Origin of the sequence: Amycolatopsis azurea DSM 43854, assembly GCF_001995215.1 — a bacterium.
GTDB classification, from domain to species: Bacteria; Actinomycetota; Actinomycetes; order Mycobacteriales; family Pseudonocardiaceae; genus Amycolatopsis; species Amycolatopsis azurea.
On sequence record NZ_MUXN01000008.1, the window covers coordinates 35,886 to 52,294 of the forward strand.

At 70.2% G+C, this 16,409-nt stretch carries 16 protein-coding genes; 13 read left to right on the top strand and 3 right to left on the bottom strand.

The window, feature by feature from the left end:
- The first annotated feature begins 255 nt into the window (after positions 1-255).
- From B0293_RS11960 to B0293_RS12000, 9 genes are all read left to right on the top strand, one after another.
- On the top strand, positions 256-2,082 hold the full coding sequence (locus tag B0293_RS11960; RefSeq protein WP_052014573.1) for a hypothetical protein: 1,827 nt from the start codon (positions 256-258) through the stop codon (positions 2,080-2,082).
- A complete protein-coding gene (locus B0293_RS11965) occupies positions 2,079-2,438 on the top strand; it encodes a hypothetical protein (protein WP_005165130.1) in 360 nt (119 codons plus the stop codon). The genes B0293_RS11960 and B0293_RS11965 overlap by 4 nt, the downstream gene beginning before the upstream one ends.
- A 117-nt stretch (positions 2,439-2,555) precedes the next feature.
- On the top strand, positions 2,556-3,725 hold the full coding sequence (gene sucC / locus B0293_RS11970; protein WP_005165132.1) for an ADP-forming succinate--CoA ligase subunit beta: 1,170 nt from the start codon (positions 2,556-2,558) through the stop codon (positions 3,723-3,725).
- Position 3,726: 1 nt separating this feature from the next.
- A complete protein-coding gene (sucD, locus tag B0293_RS11975) occupies positions 3,727-4,614 on the top strand; it encodes a succinate--CoA ligase subunit alpha (RefSeq protein ID WP_005165134.1) in 888 nt (295 codons plus the stop codon).
- 423 nt (positions 4,615-5,037) lie between these two features.
- Positions 5,038-5,865, top strand: coding sequence for a DUF5336 domain-containing protein (locus B0293_RS11980; protein ID WP_005161883.1), 828 nt, complete (start codon positions 5,038-5,040; stop codon positions 5,863-5,865).
- A gap of 143 nt (positions 5,866-6,008) precedes the next feature.
- Positions 6,009-7,511, top strand: coding sequence for a cell division protein PerM (locus B0293_RS11985; RefSeq protein WP_077241297.1), 1,503 nt, complete (start codon positions 6,009-6,011; stop codon positions 7,509-7,511).
- Between the two features lie 76 nt (positions 7,512-7,587).
- The gene (purN, locus tag B0293_RS11990; protein ID WP_039919037.1) at positions 7,588-8,205 is read left to right on the top strand and encodes a phosphoribosylglycinamide formyltransferase; all 618 of its coding nucleotides are present in this window, start codon (positions 7,588-7,590) and stop codon (positions 8,203-8,205) included.
- Positions 8,202-9,764, top strand: a complete 1,563-nt coding sequence (purH, locus tag B0293_RS11995) for a bifunctional phosphoribosylaminoimidazolecarboxamide formyltransferase/IMP cyclohydrolase (protein WP_005161889.1) — start codon at positions 8,202-8,204, stop codon at positions 9,762-9,764. Before purN ends, purH begins: the two co-directional genes overlap by 4 nt.
- Before the next feature lie 239 nt (positions 9,765-10,003).
- A complete protein-coding gene (locus B0293_RS12000) occupies positions 10,004-10,816 on the top strand; it encodes a hypothetical protein (RefSeq protein WP_005161892.1) in 813 nt (270 codons plus the stop codon).
- On the opposite strand, the gene B0293_RS12005 is transcribed toward B0293_RS12000, so the two are convergent.
- Entirely contained in the window at positions 10,813-11,526 is a 714-nt protein-coding gene (locus B0293_RS12005) for an SRPBCC family protein (RefSeq protein WP_005161894.1), read from the bottom strand. The genes B0293_RS12000 and B0293_RS12005 overlap by 4 nt on opposite strands.
- 181 nt (positions 11,527-11,707) lie before the next feature.
- On the opposite strand from B0293_RS12005, the gene B0293_RS12010 reads away from it, so the two are divergent.
- The 3 genes from B0293_RS12010 to B0293_RS12020 are packed head-to-tail and all read left to right on the top strand — an operon-like array spanning position 11,708 to position 14,060.
- A complete protein-coding gene (locus B0293_RS12010) occupies positions 11,708-12,205 on the top strand; it encodes a PNPOx family protein (RefSeq protein WP_005161897.1) in 498 nt (165 codons plus the stop codon).
- A gap of 12 nt (positions 12,206-12,217) precedes the next feature.
- Positions 12,218-12,655, top strand: a complete 438-nt coding sequence (locus B0293_RS12015) for a VOC family protein (RefSeq protein WP_005161899.1) — start codon at positions 12,218-12,220, stop codon at positions 12,653-12,655.
- A gap of 58 nt (positions 12,656-12,713) precedes the next feature.
- Positions 12,714-14,060: a DUF6351 family protein gene (locus B0293_RS12020; RefSeq protein WP_005161902.1), complete on the top strand. Its 1,347-nt coding sequence runs from the start codon at positions 12,714-12,716 to the stop codon at positions 14,058-14,060.
- 4 nt (positions 14,061-14,064) lie between these two features.
- On the opposite strand, the gene B0293_RS12025 is transcribed toward B0293_RS12020, so the two are convergent.
- Together B0293_RS12025 and B0293_RS12030 are read right to left on the bottom strand one after the other, a co-directional pair.
- Entirely contained in the window at positions 14,065-14,655 is a 591-nt protein-coding gene (locus B0293_RS12025; protein WP_005161905.1) for an HD domain-containing protein, read from the bottom strand.
- 27 nt (positions 14,656-14,682) lie between these two features.
- Positions 14,683-15,495, bottom strand: a complete 813-nt coding sequence (locus B0293_RS12030; RefSeq protein WP_005161909.1) for a hypothetical protein — start codon at positions 15,493-15,495, stop codon at positions 14,683-14,685.
- A gap of 200 nt (positions 15,496-15,695) precedes the next feature.
- Between B0293_RS12030 and B0293_RS12035 the strand changes: the two genes are divergently transcribed.
- A complete protein-coding gene (locus B0293_RS12035; protein WP_005161912.1) occupies positions 15,696-16,409 on the top strand; it encodes a hypothetical protein in 714 nt (237 codons plus the stop codon).

A 16,409-nucleotide genomic window follows, 5' to 3' on the forward strand; every position in this document is an offset into this window, starting at 1 on the left:
ATCTGGCCGTTATCCAGTGGAGATTACTCAAAGTTAGAGCAGGTTTACTCTTAACCTTGTGATTTGCGTTACAAGATCATGCGGCCGTTCGGGGGTACCGGAGGGCCGGAAAGGAGGCAAACGAGGGAAATAACCGGTTGCCCGGTGATGTTGAACGAGGCTTACCCGCTCTCAGTCGTCTCCGAGACGCCGCCGAGACCGGTGGTCCCCCTGCTGGCGGGCCCGGCCAGGCCCGGCTTGCTAGCGTCGCCGTCGATGACTTCGCGCTCACGGCACCCCGGCGAAACCGCCGGGCAAGCCGCCCCCGGGACCGCGTCCGCCGAACTTCTCCGGAGCGAACCGGGCACGCGCCCGCGAGCGCTCCTGCTGTCGGCGGGACTGGTGGCGGCCGGTGCGGTCGCTCTGGCCGTCGGCGCGCTGATGCCCGCCGTACGGGGCGGTTCCCCCGGTTTCACCGCCTGGCCCTTGCTGGTCGTGCTGGCCTTGGCGCCCGCGGTGGCCGTGCTCTACGCGGTGACGACCGGACGTTCGGGGCTCGCGGCCGGGCTGGTGCTCGGCCTGACCGCGCTCGCGCCCGGTCGGCTGCTGCTTGACCTGCAGCTGCTCGCGGACGGGTCGCTGGCCTCGCGTCCGGAACTGTTCCTCGCCGACAGGCTGCTCACCCTGCCTCCGGCGGGGCCGGGGCTGTGGCCGCTGGTGGCGGGTCACCTGCTCACGCTCGCCGCCGGGGCGTTCGCCGCGGGGACCGCCCGCGACGAGGCGGAACTGGCGGGCGAACTGGACGGACGGCGCCGCTGGCGGCTGCTCGGGCCCGTGCTCGGCGTGGCGGGCGGCATCGGCCTGCTGCTCGCGCCCATCGGTTCGGGCAACGCGTACCTCCTGGCCAAGAACGCCTTCGAGGGGCCGACCGTCGCGATGGCCGGTTACCTGCTGCTCGCGGCGCTGCTGCCGCTGACCGTGCTCGTGGCGGTGAGTTCGCCCTCGGCCGGGGTCGGCAAGGGCGGGTTCGCCGGAGCGGGACTGGCGGCGCTCGCGGTCGGCGTGCCGCAGGTGGTCGCGGGGCTGGTCGTGGACCGGCTCTCGGTCGCACTGGGGTCGGTGCTGGTGACCGTCGCGGGTCTGGCGCTGGCCGGACTGGCCTTCACCCGGTTCGACGTCGCTGAAGCGGCGGAGACGGTCGACGGCGATCTGGCCGGTGAGGCCAGGTTGCCCGGGCTGTTCTGGTGGCGGCTGGCCACCGGCGGGCTGGCGCTGCTCGCCGCCGGGGCCGCGGTCGCCGGTGCGCTGACGCCGGTACTGACGGCCAACGGTCCGACGCCCGTTCCCGAGACGCCGTCGCGCTGGCTGTTGCTCGGCGCCGCCGTGGTGCTCGCCGTGCCCGCGCTGTTCGTCTTCGTGCCGCGGCTCTCGGCGTTCGCCAGGGGAGTCGTCGCGGCGACGTGGGCGGGTGTCGTGCTCGCGGCGGCGGCCGTGCTGAGCGCCGCCTTGTCGGTGACCGAAGACAAGGCTGTGGACCCGGCTTCGTTCGGCGTCGACCTGCCGCTGCCGTTGCCCGACAAGGTCGGCTACTCGGCGGGCCCGGGCGTCACCTGGACCTTCGTCGCGCTCGCGCTGGCGGCGGTGGCGGCGCTCGCCGCCGTGATCACCGGTGTGGTGGAGCGCGACGTCTCGGACGACGGCGGAATGGACGAACCGAGAGCGAACAGCACCGTGCTGACCCCGGTCGTCGCGGCGGCGGTGCTGGCGATCGCCGCGTTCGGCACGCCCGTGTTCACCGCGCCCGGCTATACCGCTCCGGGTCTGTGGTCGGACTTCGGCGCGGCGTCGTGGGGCCTGCTCGGCGCGCTCGCGGTCGTCCTCGGCCTGTACGCGCTCGTCCCGCGTTCACGGCCGATCGCGGCCGCGGCCGCCGTGGCCGGCGCCGCGCTGGTGCTCGGCCTGCGCGCGGCGGAACTGCCGCTCGTCGGCTCGGAGTACGACGGCTCGGCGGCGGGCATCGGGTTCTGGCTCGCGCTGGGCGCCGCCGTCGTCTCCCTCGTCGCGGGCGGGATGGCCGTCACGGGCTCACGGCGGTCCGCGTGACCCGTCGTCTCCTTCGCGTCGTGCTGGCCGAGTTCGGTGTCGAGGAAGGCGCGTCGGTCGCGCTCGGGAGAGCGCTGCGCGACGACGGGGTCGAGGTCGTCTACGCCGGGCGCCTCGACACCGCCGAACAACTGGTCCGGACGGTCGAACAGGAGGATCCGGACATCCTCGGCGTCGTGCGTGGCGAGAGCGAACCGGAAGGACTCGCCGAAACGCTGCCGGGCGTCCTGCTCTTCGCGGTCGGTAACGGCCCGAGCGGATTCGAGAACGCCTTCGAAAGCCTGGAAAAGGCGGCGAACTGGGTCTCCGGTGTGCGGTCTCACACCGTGGAAACCCCGTCTGACCGCGTACGGTGACCGACTTCACCAGGTGCGGAGTCCCCTGCTTCTGCGCAGGTCGCTAACCTCGACTGGTCCGACAGCGCGGTCCGGCAACGGACCACCACAGTGGCGTGTCGTCAGGAGACTGGAGTAGTGGACCTCTACGAGTACCAGGCGAGGGATCTCTTCGCCGCCCACGGAGTACCGGTTCTGCCGGGTGCCGTGGCAAACACCCCCGAAGAAGCCAAGGCCACCGCCGAGAAGATCGGCAACCAGGTCGTCATCAAGGCGCAGGTCAAGACCGGCGGCCGCGGCAAGGCCGGCGGCGTCAAGCTGGCCCAGACGCCGGACGAGGCCGCGGAAAAGGCCGAGGCGATCCTCGGTCTCGACATCAAGGGTCACATCACGCGTCGCGTGCTGGTGGCCGAAGCCTCGGACATCGCCGAGGAGTACTACTTCTCCTTCCTGCTGGACCGTGCGAACCGCACCTTCCTCGCGATGGCTTCGGCCGAAGGCGGCGTGGAGATCGAGCAGCTGGCCGTCGAGCGTCCCGAAGCGCTCGCGAAGATCCCGGTCGACGCGATCATCGGTGTCGACAAGGCGAAGGCCGTCGAGATCCTGACCGCGGGCAAGTTCCCGGAGAACGTGGTCGACGAGGCCGCGGACGTCGTCGTGAAGCTCTGGGAGACCTTCGTCTCCGAGGACGCGACCCTGGTCGAGGTCAACCCGCTGGTCCGTGACCCGCAGGACAAGATCATCGCCCTCGACGGCAAGGTCACCCTCGACGAGAACGCCTCGTTCCGTCAGCCGGGCCACGAGGCCCTGGTCGACAAGGACGCGGAGAACCCGCTCGAGGCGAAGGCCAAGGCCAAGGACCTCAACTACGTCAAGCTCGACGGCGAGGTCGGCATCATCGGCAACGGCGCGGGCCTCGTGATGTCCACGCTGGACGTCGTGGCCTACGCGGGCGAGAAGCACGGCGGCGTCAAGCCCGCCAACTTCCTCGACATCGGCGGCGGCGCCTCGGCCGAGGTCATGGCGGCCGGGCTGGACGTCATCCTCAACGACACCGACGTGAAGAGCGTCTTCGTCAACGTCTTCGGTGGCATCACCGCTTGCGACGCGGTCGCGAACGGCATCGTCGAGGCGCTGAAGATCCTGGGTGACGAGGCCACCAAGCCGCTCGTCGTGCGGCTGGACGGCAACAACGTCGTCGAGGGTCGCCAGATCCTCGCCGACGCGAACCACCCGCTGGTCACCGTGGTGGACACAATGGACAACGCGGCCGACAAGGCCGCCGAGCTCGCCGCGGCAGGTGCGTGAGATGTCGATCTTCATCAACGAGAACAGCAAGGTCATCGTCCAGGGGCTCACCGGCTCCGAGGGCATGAAGCACGCGACCAAGATGCTGAAGTCCGGTACGAACATCGTGGGTGGCGTCAACGCCCGCAAGGCCGGCCAGACCGTCTCCATCGAGGGCAAGGACCTCACCGTGTTCGGCACGGTCGAGGAAGCCATCAAGGAGACCGGCGCCGACGTTTCGGTCATCTTCGTGCCGCCGAAGTTCGCCAAGGACGCGGTCATCGAGGCGATCGACGCCGAGATCCCGCTCGCCGTGGTGATCACCGAGGGCATCCCGGTGCACGACTCGGCCTACTTCTGGGCGCACGCGGTCGCGACCGGCAACAAGACCCGGATCATCGGGCCGAACTGCCCCGGCGTGATCAGCCCCGGCAAGTCGAACGCGGGCATCATCCCGGCCGACATCACCGGTGCCGGCCCGATCGGTCTCGTGTCGAAGTCCGGCACGCTGACCTACCAGATGATGTACGAGCTGCGTGACATCGGTTTCTCGACCGGTGTCGGCATCGGCGGCGACCCGGTCATCGGCACCACGCACATCGACGCCCTCGAGGCGTTCGAGGCCGACCCCGAGACCAAGGTCATCGTGATGATCGGCGAGATCGGCGGCGACGCCGAAGAGCGCGCCGCGGCCTACATCAAGGACAACGTGACGAAGCCGGTCGTCGGCTACGTCGCGGGCTTCACCGCGCCCGAGGGCAAGACCATGGGCCACGCCGGCGCCATCGTCTCCGGCTCCTCCGGCACGGCCGCCGCCAAGAAGGAGGCCCTCGAGGCCGCCGGTGTCAAGGTCGGGAAGACCCCGAGCGAGACCGCCGTCCTGGCGCGTGAGCTGTACAACAGCCTCTGATCCTTCGGAGACTGAGCTTTCCCCGGCGGGCCGGGCACCTTCACCGGTGCCCGGCCCGCCTGCTTTCGCCCGCACCGGATCGCGTTTAGGGGGCTAAACGCAGGTCGGGGCGGACGTGCGTTTAGCCCCCTAATCGCGACGCGGCGGCCGCATCGACTTTCGCGGGCTAATCGCGATCCGGCGGCCGGGTCGACTTTCGCCCCCTAATCGCGATCCGGCGGGCGCGTCGCGTTTAGCGGGCTAAACGCGATATGGGTGTCGCGAGGGGTTCCGTGGGGAACCCGATCGGGTGTACAGACGTCTCAGAGCCCGAGGCGTGGGGTGTCCGCGTGTGCGCTAGCGTTCGAGCATCACAGCCGCCTCGTTTGTCCCGGGAGTCCCGCGCGCCCCGGGGTGCCGGTCGAACGACAGGAGAGCATTCGGATGTCCTATCCCAGCGGTGGGCCCGGCTACCCCCAGCAGGGTGGCGGCCAGCAACCCCCTCAGTCCCACCCCGGCTCGGGAGCCTTTCCCCAGCAGCAGGCGCCGTCATCGCAGGCGGCCCCGCTGAACCTGGCGCTGCTGCTCGCGCTCGCCGTCACCGTCCTCGGCCTGGTGCAGTTCTTCATCGGTTTCTCCGACGAGGCCGACGCCGCCGGACAGGTCTCGGTCTTCCTCCTGGTCAGCGGTCTGCTCGCGGCACTGCACGCGTTGCCGCGAGGCCCGAAGACGCTGCCGTTCGCCGCGTTGTTCAGCGTCCTCGGCGCGTTCGGCGGCCTCGACCTGATCATCGGCTACGGGAGCGGTCGTGAGGAGGTCTCGGTCCCGGGCATCCTCACCGTGGTGCTGATCCTCGGCATCCTGCAGATGCTGGTCGCGGTCGCGGCGCTGCTGTTCGAGCACGACGTCATCAAGCTGCCCGCCGCGAAGCCGCAGCAGCAGGCGCCGCAGGCCCCGTACAGCCAGCAGTTCCCGCAGCAGGGCCCGCAGGGTCCGTTCGGCCAGCAGGGTCAGCAGGGCCCGGCCGCCACCCAGGTCCAGCCGTTCCCCGGCGCGGGCCAGCAAGGTCAGCAGGGGCAGCCGCAGGGCGAGCCGTCCGGCCCGTTCGCGCAGCCGGGCGGGTTCCAGCCGCCGGTCACGCAGCCGCCGGGCCAGCAGGCGACGACGTACGCGCCGCAGCAGGGCCAGTTCTTCCAGCAGCCGCCGTCCTCCTCCTCGGAGTCGGGCCAGAACCCGGGCACGCCGCCGGGTGGTTTCGGCCAGCAGAGCTGAGCTTTCGAACGTAGGAACACCCGCTGTGACTCTCCGTGTCACAGCGGGTGTTTTCGCTTTCCGGGTTACCCGACCGGGTGGGTTGGGCCACGCGCGCCGTTCGGCGGCGGCGTGCCTCACCCGGACGGAGCAGCACGGATGTCATGGTGCGGATCATGAAGATGCTCACCCGCGACGAACGCCCGCCGGGCGAAGAGCCGGTGAGCGACCTCGTCCCCGAGCCGGAGGTGTCCAGGGCGAAGCGGGTTCGGGTGTTGCTCGCCGCGGCCTGCTCGCCCCTGCTCTTCTCCTACACCGTCGTCGCGCTGGTCCTCGCGGTCGTCGCGTTCGCCGCCGACCGGTCCCGGTTCTCCGCCACCGGCGCCCTGCTCGCCGCCGGGCCTGGCTGGCTAGCCTCGTGGCAGGTGGAACTCGACCTCGGCGGGCATCCGCTCGGCGTGCTGCCGCTGCTGCCGACGCTCGTCGTCGCGTGGCTCGTGGCGAGGGCCGCCGCACGGGCCGTCCGCCGGATCGGCGGCCGGACCCCGGCGGACGCCGTCCCGGTGGTGACGGTGATCGCCGGGTCGCACGCGTTGTTCGGCGTGCTCGTCGCCTTGTCGGCGAGCGGATCACCGATCGACGTGAACCCGCTGACCGCCTTCTGTGTGCCGGCACTCCTTGCCGGACTCGCCGCCGTCGCGGGAGTCGCCAAGCTCTGCGGGCTGCCGTCCGCGGTGCGTGACCGGTTCGATCCGGTGGCCGTCCACGGTCTGCGGGCGGGCGCGCTCGGCCTCGCCGCGATGATCGCCTGTGGCGCCGCGGTGTTCACCGTGGCCACCGCGCTCTCGTGGTCCACTGTGGACAGTCTGTTCGAACCGGGATTCGGCACGAGCTTCGGCATGTTCGTGCTTTCCGTGGCCTACCTGCCGAACGCGGTCGTCGCCGCGCTGTCCTTCACCGCCGGGCCCGGCTTCTCGGTCGGTTCGCTGACCGTCGGCATGTTCGGCTATCAGGAAGGGCGGCTGCCGGGAGTGCCGGTGCTGGCGGGCGTCCCGTCGCACCACGCGGTGTGGTGGCCGGCGTTGCTGCTCCTGCCCGCCCTGGCCGGAGCGCTGGTCGGCTGGAAGATCCGCACGATCGACGAGGATCCGATGCTGCGGATGCGGGCGGTCGCCGTCGCGGGCGCGCTCGTCGCTTTCGGCTGCGTCGTCCTCGGCACCCTCGCCGGCGGCAGGCTCGGCGACGGGCCGTTCGACCCGGTCAGCGTGCCGGTCGGGGTCGCGTCGGTGATCGCCTTCTGCTGGATCGTCATCCCCGGCGGGTTCGTCGCCTTCTTCGCCGGAGCGCACGAGCCGCCCGAACCGCCGGGTGAACCCGACGACGAAGTCGTCGCCGAGGATGTCGCCGTCGAGGAAGACGCCGTCGAGGCCGAAGAGGACGAAGCGGCGGAGCCCGCCGAAGAAGCCGAAGAAGCCGAAGCCGAGCTCGACGAGGAAACCGACGAATTCGACGACGAGGCCGAGGCGGAACTCGCCCGCGAGCTCGGTGAGGACCTCGACGAGACCCCGGCGGAAACAGAGCCGGAAACCGAGCCCGAGCAGGACGTCGCTGTGACCGAGTCCACCGAGGGGTCCGGCGACGAAAGCGCGCCCGGCGGCGACCGTTAGGGTTGTCGCGACCAGGTGAAGCGCCGTACGCCCGAGTGCGTACCGCCGTGGCAAGGAGCCCGTTCTGGCTAGTCGGTTGGACCTGCCCACTCCGGTGAAGCTCGTCGTCCTCGCGTCCGGTTCCGGCACGCTGCTGCAAGCCGTGCTCGACGCGGTCGAAAAGCCGAACTTCCCGGCGAAAGTGGTCGCCGTCGGAGCGGACCGCACCGGGATCGAAGCGCTCACGCGGGCCGAACGCGCCGACGTGCCGTCGTTCACCGTGCGGATGGCCGATCATCCGGACCGCGAGGCGTGGGACAAGGCGATCACCGAAGCCGTCGCCGCCTACCAGCCGGACCTGGTCGTCTCGGCGGGGTTCATGAAGATCCTCGGCGCCGAATTCCTCGCGCGGTTCCCCGGCCGTGTGATCAACACGCATCCGGCGTTGCTGCCGTCGTTCCCCGGCGCGCACGCCGTGGCCGACGCGCTGGCGATGGCCGTCAAGGTCACCGGGTCGACGGTCCATTTCGTCGATGCCGGAGTCGACACCGGGCCGATCATCGCGCAGGAGCCGGTGATCGTGGAGTCCGACGACGACGAGCACGTCCTGCACGAGCGGATCAAGGCCGTGGAACGCAGGCTCCTGGTGGAAACGATCGAAAAACTCGGCCGGAGCGGGTGCTCGGTCGAGGGACGAAAGGTGAGGTTTTCGTGAGTACCGCACAGGGACAGCGTCCCGTCCGGCGCGCGCTGATCGGTGTCTCGGACAAGGCCGGCCTGCTCGAACTCGCCACCGGGCTGCACGCGGCCGGCGTCGAGATCGTGTCGACCGGAGGCACGGCGAAGGTCATCGCGAACGCCGGGGTGCCGGTGACACCGGTCGAAGAGGTCACCGGGTTCCCCGAGTCCCTCGACGGCCGGGTCAAGACGCTGCACCCGCGCGTGCACGCGGGCCTGCTCGCCGACCGCGACCGCCCGGAGCACGTCGAGCAGCTCAAGCAGCTGGACATCGCGCCGTTCGACCTGCTCGTGGTCAACCTGTACCCGTTCACGCAGACCGTCGCGTCGGGCGCGAGCCCGGAAGACTGCGTCGAGAACATCGACATCGGCGGCCCGGCGATGGTGCGCGCCGCGGCCAAGAACCACAACAGCGTCGCCGTCGTGGTCGATCCCTCCCGTTACGAGTGGGTGCTGGAGCGCGTCGCCGCCGGCGGTTTCGAGCTGGCCGACCGCAAGCGGCTCGCCGCGCAGGCCTATGCGCACACGGCGGCGTATGACACCGCCGTCGCCGCGTGGTTCGCCAACGTCTACGCGCCCGCGGACGACTCCGGCTTCCCCGACTTCACCGGTGCTTCGTGGGAGCGCGGCGACGTGCTGCGCTACGGCGAGAACCCGCACCAGAAGGCCGCGCTGTACAAGCACTGGCGGCCTGGCCTCGCGCACGCGGAGCAGCTGCACGGCAAGGCCATGTCGTACAACAACTACGTCGACACCGACGCCGCGCGCCGCGCCGCCTACGACTTCGACGCCCCGGCCGTCGCGATCATCAAGCACGCCAACCCGTGCGGGATCGCGGTCGGCGAGGATATCGCCGAGGCACACCGGAAGGCGCACGCTTGCGACCCGGTCTCGGCCTACGGCGGGGTGATCGCGACCAACCGGCCGGTGACCCGCGAGGCCGCCGAGCAGATCTCGGAGGTGTTCACCGAGGTCGTCCTGGCACCGGACTTCGACGCCGAGGCGCTGGAGATCTTGCAGCGCAAGAAGAACGTGCGGCTGCTGAAGCTGCCAGCGATCACTTCGCCGGATCCGATCGAGTTCCGGCCGATCTCCGGCGGCATGCTGGTGCAGACCGTCGACACGATCGCCGCCGAGGGCGACGACCCGGCGAACTGGACCCTCGCGACCGGCGCGCCCGCCGACGAGCGGACGCTGGCCGACCTCGAGTTCGCGTGGCGTTCGCTGCGCGCGGTGAAGTCGAACGCGATCCTGCTGGCGAACGACGGCGCGACCGTCGGCGTCGGCATGGGCCAGGTCAACCGGGTCGACTCCTCGCGGCTCGCGGTATCGCGGGCGGGAGAACGGGCGAAGGGCTCCGTCGCCGCTTCGGACGCCTTCTTCCCGTTCCCGGACGGGCTCGAGGTCTTGCTGGTGGCCGGTGTCCGCGCCGTCGTCCAGCCGGGCGGGTCGATCCGCGACGCCGAGGTCATCGCGGCCGCCGAGGCCGCCGGGGTCACCCTGTACCTGACCGGCACGCGCCACTTCGCCCACTAGCGCCGACCTGCGTTTAGGGGGCTAATCGCGATCCGGCGGCGGACTTGCGTTTAGCCCCTAAACGCGATCCGGGGGCGCCCGCGGGCCGGACTGTGGGCGTTCCCGGTGCCCGGCCCCGGTCGCCGTGCCATGCTGGCCGCGTGTCGCCTTTAGCGGGCTAAACGCGATCCGGGCGCCGACCTGCGTTTAGCCCCCTAATCGCGACGCGCGACGTACGTGAGGGATCGGTAGGAGGATCGGTGCACCAGCCGCCGCAGGGGTACGGCCAGGGGTCGGGTTACGGGCCGCCACCTGGGCCGGGAGGCCAGCCGGGCTACGGACCGCCTCAGCCGGGCGCGCCGGGTTACGGACCACCTCAGCCAGGACAACCCGGATACGGACAGCAGCCTCCGTACGGTCAGCCTCCCGGTTACGGCCCGCCCGGCTACGGGCCGCCGCCCAAGAAGAAAAAGACCGGCCTGATCGTCGGCCTCATCGTGGGCGGCGTGGTGCTGCTCGGCCTGGGCATCCCCGGCGGCATCTTCGCGTCGGAGTACTACTCGTCGGTCGGCAAGGCACCGGTCTCCGAGCAGCCGCCCGCCGAGTGCGCGATTTCCCCGGAGGTCCTGAACAAGACGCTCATGACCAGCTTCCAGGGCTCCCGCGAGAACGAGATCAAGGCGCTGGACATCGTCACCAAGCAGCGGGGTTGCTCCTGGCTGGCGCCGGACGGCGACAACGTCCACGACCGCGCCCTCCAGGTCACGATCTACCGCCACGAGGGGCCGGACGCCGAAAAGCGCGCGTCGGAGTCGTCCGTCGGGTCGGCCGCGCCGTCCGAGCGTCAGCAGCAGGTTCAGGGTATCGGGGAGAAGGCGGTTCTCGTCTCCCTCGACACCGACAGTGCCTTCAGCGGTGCCGAACTGCGTTACACCCAGGGCGTGTACGTCGTCATCGTCACCTACAAGGGCTGGGACAAGGGGTTCTTCACGAACTCGCCGATCCCGCCGGCGGAGTCCGCCGAAGCGGCGAAGTCCGTCGGCGCCGAGATCGCCAAGAAGCTGCCCCGCTAGGCGTACAGGCCGTTCAGCCAGGCCGTCCACGCCCTCTCGGCCTTGTCCGCGTCGGCGTCTTCGGCGAACAGGTGGTGCCCGATGCCGACAGGCCAGCCCCAGACGTTCCGGCCGTAGAAGCGGTACAGCGCGTCTTCGGTCCGGACGCCGATGAAGGCCGACGTCAGGTAGTCGACGACGCCTTCGACGGTGCCGACGCCCGGCACCTCGAAGAGCACTTCGCCGCCCGCGACCGTCGCGCCGATAGCCGTCCGCACAGCCTCGAACGCTTCGGGTGCCTTCGACGCTTCGGGCGCATCGGTCTTGAAGTACTTCACCTCGCGCCGGTTGAAGTGCGTCAGGTACTCGCCCAGCGAGTGGTAGTAGAACGCCGTGTGCCGCTTGCACGCGTCGTACTCCACGTCGAAGTCGTCGAGGACCGTGTTGTGCTCGTAGCGCAGGTACGTGCCGCCGTCCTTCGGCTCGAGGACGTACTCGAGCGTGTTGAACCAGCCGTTCTCGTCTTCCGCGTAGGTGACGAAGCGCTGTGACGGCTTCCAGACGGTCACCATGCCGCCGTTGGGAGTGAGGCCGGACTCGGCGCCGCCGTCGCGCGGTTCGTACCGGATCGGCCAGAGCCAGCCGCCGCTGCCCGTGGTGATCGCGGCCCAGGTGTCGGCGGGCGTGGTGGGCAGGAAGCCCTCGAAGCGGACCTCGGATTCCTTCGCCATGTCTGTCCCTTTCTCGTGTGCCTTCACAGACGCGACGCCTGGCCAGGGCGCGTTTCGACAAACGGATCGCGTTTAGTCCGCTAAAGGCGACGTGACACAGGTCACATTCTGGAGTGTCGAAGTGCGTGGGACAGCGGCGTCCCTGGGGTGTCCGCGAAGAAAGCGACCCGAGGAGACCGACATGCAGCAGAGCACGATCGACGAGATCCTGAACCGCCCGCTCAGCCAGGAGCTCCTGGCCCGTGACCTGGCCCGGCTGGCCTACACCGCGCTCGACGGCACGCCGCGGTCGATCCCGATCGGCATCCACTGGAACGGCCGGGAGATCGTCATGTGCACCCCGCCGAACGCGCCGAAGCTGCCGTCGCTGCGCCGCAATCCCGCCGTCGCCCTGACCATCGACACCGAGTCGCACCCGCCGAAGATCCTGCTCCTCCGCGGCACCGTCGAGCTGGACCACGTCGACGGCATCCCCGACGAGTACATGCAGTGGAGCGGCACCTACGAGATGACGCCCGAGCAGCGGGTCGAGTGGGAGGAGAACGTGCGGTCGCTCTACGAGAGCATGGTCCGCGTCGTGCTGACCCCGACCTGGGTCAAGCTCATCGACTTCGAGAACACCCTGCCCACCGCCGTCGAAGAGCTCCTGCGCCGGCAGGCGGCGCGGCAGAGCGCCTGAAAGGAACCGGTCATGAAGCTCGAACACATCGGCGTCGTCGTGCACGACCTCGAAGCGGCCAAGGCCTTCTTCATCGCGCTCGGTCTCGAACTGGAAGGCGAGGCGTCGCTCAAGGGCGACACCGTCGATCGCCTCACCGGCCTCGAAAACGTCCGGACGGACATCGCGGTGCTGAGGCCGCCGGACGGTCACGGAGGAGTGGAGCTGATCAAGTACCACGCTCCGAGCCGGGACGGTCACTCCCGAGTTCCGATGAACACGCCCGGCATCCGCCACTTCGTGTTCTCGATCGAGGACATCGAGGACGTGCTGGAGCGCTTGCGGGCGCACGGCGGCGAGCTCGTCGGCGAACTGGTGCAGTACGAGGACAGCTACCGGCTCTGCTACGTCCGCGGCCCGGAAGGGATCACCGTCGAGCTGGCGGAAGCGCTCGTACGCCGGGAAGCGTAGCCGAGAAGCCGCGTCTCGACGGATTCCTGCGAAGCCCCGCGCTGCCAGCATTTCCGCCATGACACTGACAGGAATCCTGGCCGCCGCGCTGATCGTCACCGGCGCGCCCGCCCTCGCCGCGGACGACGTCCGGGTGCACACCGGAGTGATCGAAGGCGCCCGGTACCGGGTCGAGGTGCCGCCGGACTGGAACGGCAAGTTGTTGCTGTACAACCACGGGATCTACCCGCCGGGCTACGTTCCCGAGGAGGTCGAGCTCGCCAACCGGCAGGAGGCGAAGCCCGTTCTCCTCGGCGAGGGGTACGCGCTGGCCGCGTCGCTCTACAGCAAGCCGAACGGCTTCTCGGCCGGCGAAGCCGTGCACGACCAGACGGCGCTGCTGTCGTGGTTCGACCGCAACGTCGGCCGCCCGGCGCAGGTGCTCACCTGGGGAGCTTCCGGTGGTGGCCTCAACGCGGTCCTGCTGGCTGAGCGCCTCCCGCGCCGGATCGACGGCGTGCTGGCGATGTGCGGTCCCGTCGCGGGCGGCTCCGCTTTGTTCGGCCAGGCGCTGGACCTCGGTTTCGCGGTCCGGACACTGCTGGCGCCCGAGCTGGAGGTCGTCCGGATCGCCGATCCGCAGGCGAACCTGGCGAAAGCCCATCAGGTGATCGCGAAGGCGTTGGAGTCACCCGATGGGCGGGCGCGGCTCGCCCTCGCCAACGCGTTCGCCGACGTCCCCGGCTGGTCGACGGCGCTCCGTCCGCGCTCCGCCGACGTCGCCGAGCAGATCCGTCAACAGACGCAGTTCGTCGAGGCGGTCTACAACCAGTTTTCGTGGGGCGCTCACCGGGCCGATCTGGAGGCGCAGGCCGGCGGGAACCCGACCGGGAACACCGGAGTGGACTACCGCGACTTGCTCGCGCGGTCGAGTGAACGCGACCTCGTGAACCAGGCTTACCGTGACGCGGGACTGGATCTCGGCGCCGATCTCGCCAAGCTCGCCGCCGCGCCGCGCGTCCAGGCCGACAACGCCGCCGCCCGCCGGCTCGCCCGCGTCGGGACGCCGACCGGACACGGCCACCAGCCCGTCGTCACGCTGCACCCGGTCGGCGACGGCGTCGCTCCCGAGCACGAACGGAACTACGGCGACCGCGTCGATTCCGGCCGGATCCGGCAGCTGTTCGTGAACCGGGGCGGGCACTGCCAGCACACCGCCGCCGAGGAGCTGACGGCGTTGCGGGTGCTGCGGGATCGCGTCGAAACCGGCCACTGGCCGTCGACGTCACCGGAAAGGCTGAACGCCGAGGCGAACCGGTTCGGGCCGGAGCTCCGCTTCCTCCGTGACTGGCTGCACGGTGAACAGGGCGTCTCCGCGCCGGCTTTCCGGCGGCATCACCCGGCCCCGCTGCCCCGCGTGGCTTGACGCGTCAGCCGTCGACGGGATGGCTCGCCTGGAAGGCCAGCCTCCCGTCGGCGTCCGCCGCGATCCGGTCGAGCAGGTCGTCCAGCGCCAGGAAGACCTCCCACGACGGCTGTCCGCTCGCGACGGTCAGCCGGTCGACCAGCAGCTGTTCGAGATCGGTGACCCGCTTCGCCTTCCACACCTTGTCCGCGACGCTCACGAGCAGATCCTCGACGCCGACGTCCGTGCCCCAGGCGGCGTGCGTCCGTGCGAACCGGGCCCGGTTCGCGTCGACTCCTTGGGAGACAAGGAGTTCGTAACCGGCTTGCTCATGGGCTGAGCCGGGGCCGGACAGCTCTTCGCGGTGGATCGTCTTGCCGATGTCGTGGACGGCCGCGCCGAACAGGGCCGCTTCGCGGTCGAAGACCACGTCCGGATGCCGCTTCTCCATCCAGTCGGCCAGCGAACAGGCCACGTCGTGGACCGCGCGCAGATGCGCGGCCAGCCGCGGGGGAGCGGACAGTTCCTCCAGCAGTGCGCTCACGTCGTCCGGCAAAGGGCGGAGATGCGGCTCGCCGGGATCGGTCAGGGCACGGCGAAGGGCTGGCGAGGGCATGACGTCCAGAATGACAGAAACCGCCGCTCATTCCCCGTGGTAGTGAAGGCCCGTGCGCTTCAGGACGACCCAGCGCTCACCGGGCCGGTCCGCGACGACCGGATACCACCTCGGGGCGACCGCGGCGGTCAGCTCGTCACCCCGGTCGATGAGTGAACTCACCGCGGGTTCATTCACCACGATGAGCGCGGACCAGTCGACGTGCGCCAGCAGATCGTCTTCGGTGACCCCGAACCGGTCGTCCAGGACGGTGACCAGGTCGTGCCCGGTGTCCGGGCCGGAGTGGACTTCTTCGACGTCGGGTATGTCTTCGACCTCGGCGTCGACCTCTTCGAAGTCGTCCTCATCTTCGTCGTCTTCGCGTTCTTCGGACCACACGTGGTGGTCGAGCCGCGAGATGGCGTTGCTCAGGTCGAAGGCCTGTTCGTCGGTCATGCACAGGGTCACGGTGTGTCCGTCGGTCAGCGTGAACGTCAGTTCCGCCTCCGGGTAGCCACTGGTGCCGGGTTCCGCCTCGACCATGCCCGCCACGGTCCCCGCCAGTGCCGTGGGCGCGGGGCTCGTGCTCCATTCCAGTGACGGCAGGTTCGCGGCCATCTCCAGGACGCAGGTCGCGGCGGTCCAGAACGCCTCCTTGTCCCGGAAGTCCTTGCGGCTGCCGGTCAGGGTCCGGCCACCGCCCAGTGGTTCGGTGCGGGCGTCGATCCGGCCACGGCCGGTCTCGTTCTCCCAGACCGCGGTGACCGTGACCCGGTTGGCCAGCCGTTTGCGGTAGTTCTCGATGTGGCCCTCCCTGGCGAGTTCCCAGCCGTTCACCGTCTCGGGCCAAGCGTCGTTCACTGCGGGTTTTCCTTTCCGGCGCGGGGATTCCCGGTCTCGGACGTGACAGGTCCGGTGATCGTTCCCACCTCGCTTGACAACCGCCGCGGCACCCGGTCTACTGGAGGTATCGAACAAGCGTTCGAAGTGCCGCCTTCCCCGTGGCGCGTCCAGTTCCGTCCACAAAGGACGGTCTAGATGTCGTGGGGAGGCGGGGTCCGGTGACAGCGGAGGTGGTCGAGGCACGGGCCTTGCCGTTGGCGAGGCTGGCGGCCTTGCCGGGAGTGAGCACGGCCAGTGGCGTGGCTTCCGCGGCCGAACACGCGAGGACGACGGGAAGGGTGCTCCCGGTGTCCCCGGCGTTGTCCGGTCTGCTGCCCGCTGCGGGGCTCCGGCGCGGGAGCACCGTTTCGGTGCTGGGGTCCACGTCACTGATGCTCACCCTGCTGGCCGCCGCGACCGCCGGCGGTGCGTGGGCGGTCGCGGTCGGCCTGCCCGCGCTCGGGGTGGTCGCCGCCGCGGAACTCGGGGTCGAGGTGGGCAGGCTGGCGCTGGTCCCCCGTCCTGGCGCCGAGTTCCCGGCGGTGACCGCGGCCCTGCTCGACGGCTTCGATCTCGTGGTCGTCGGCCCGGGGTTCGCCCGGCCCGACGTGGCGAGACGGCTGTCCGCCCGCGCGCGCAACCGTGGTTCGGTCCTGCTCTCACTGGGTTCCTGGCCCGGTGCGGAGGTCGAGCTGAGCTGTCGGCGCTCACGCTGGACGGGTCTCACCGGCGACGGCGCGGGCTACCTGCGCGCTCGTGAGGTGGAGGTACGGACGGGTGGCCGGGGTGCGGCCGCCCGCCCGATGTCGGCGTTGCTGCGGTTTCCCGGCGAGGGCGAGGTGCGGAAGGCCGACTTCCCCACGCCGGTCGCGGCGAGGTGGGGGACGGCGTGA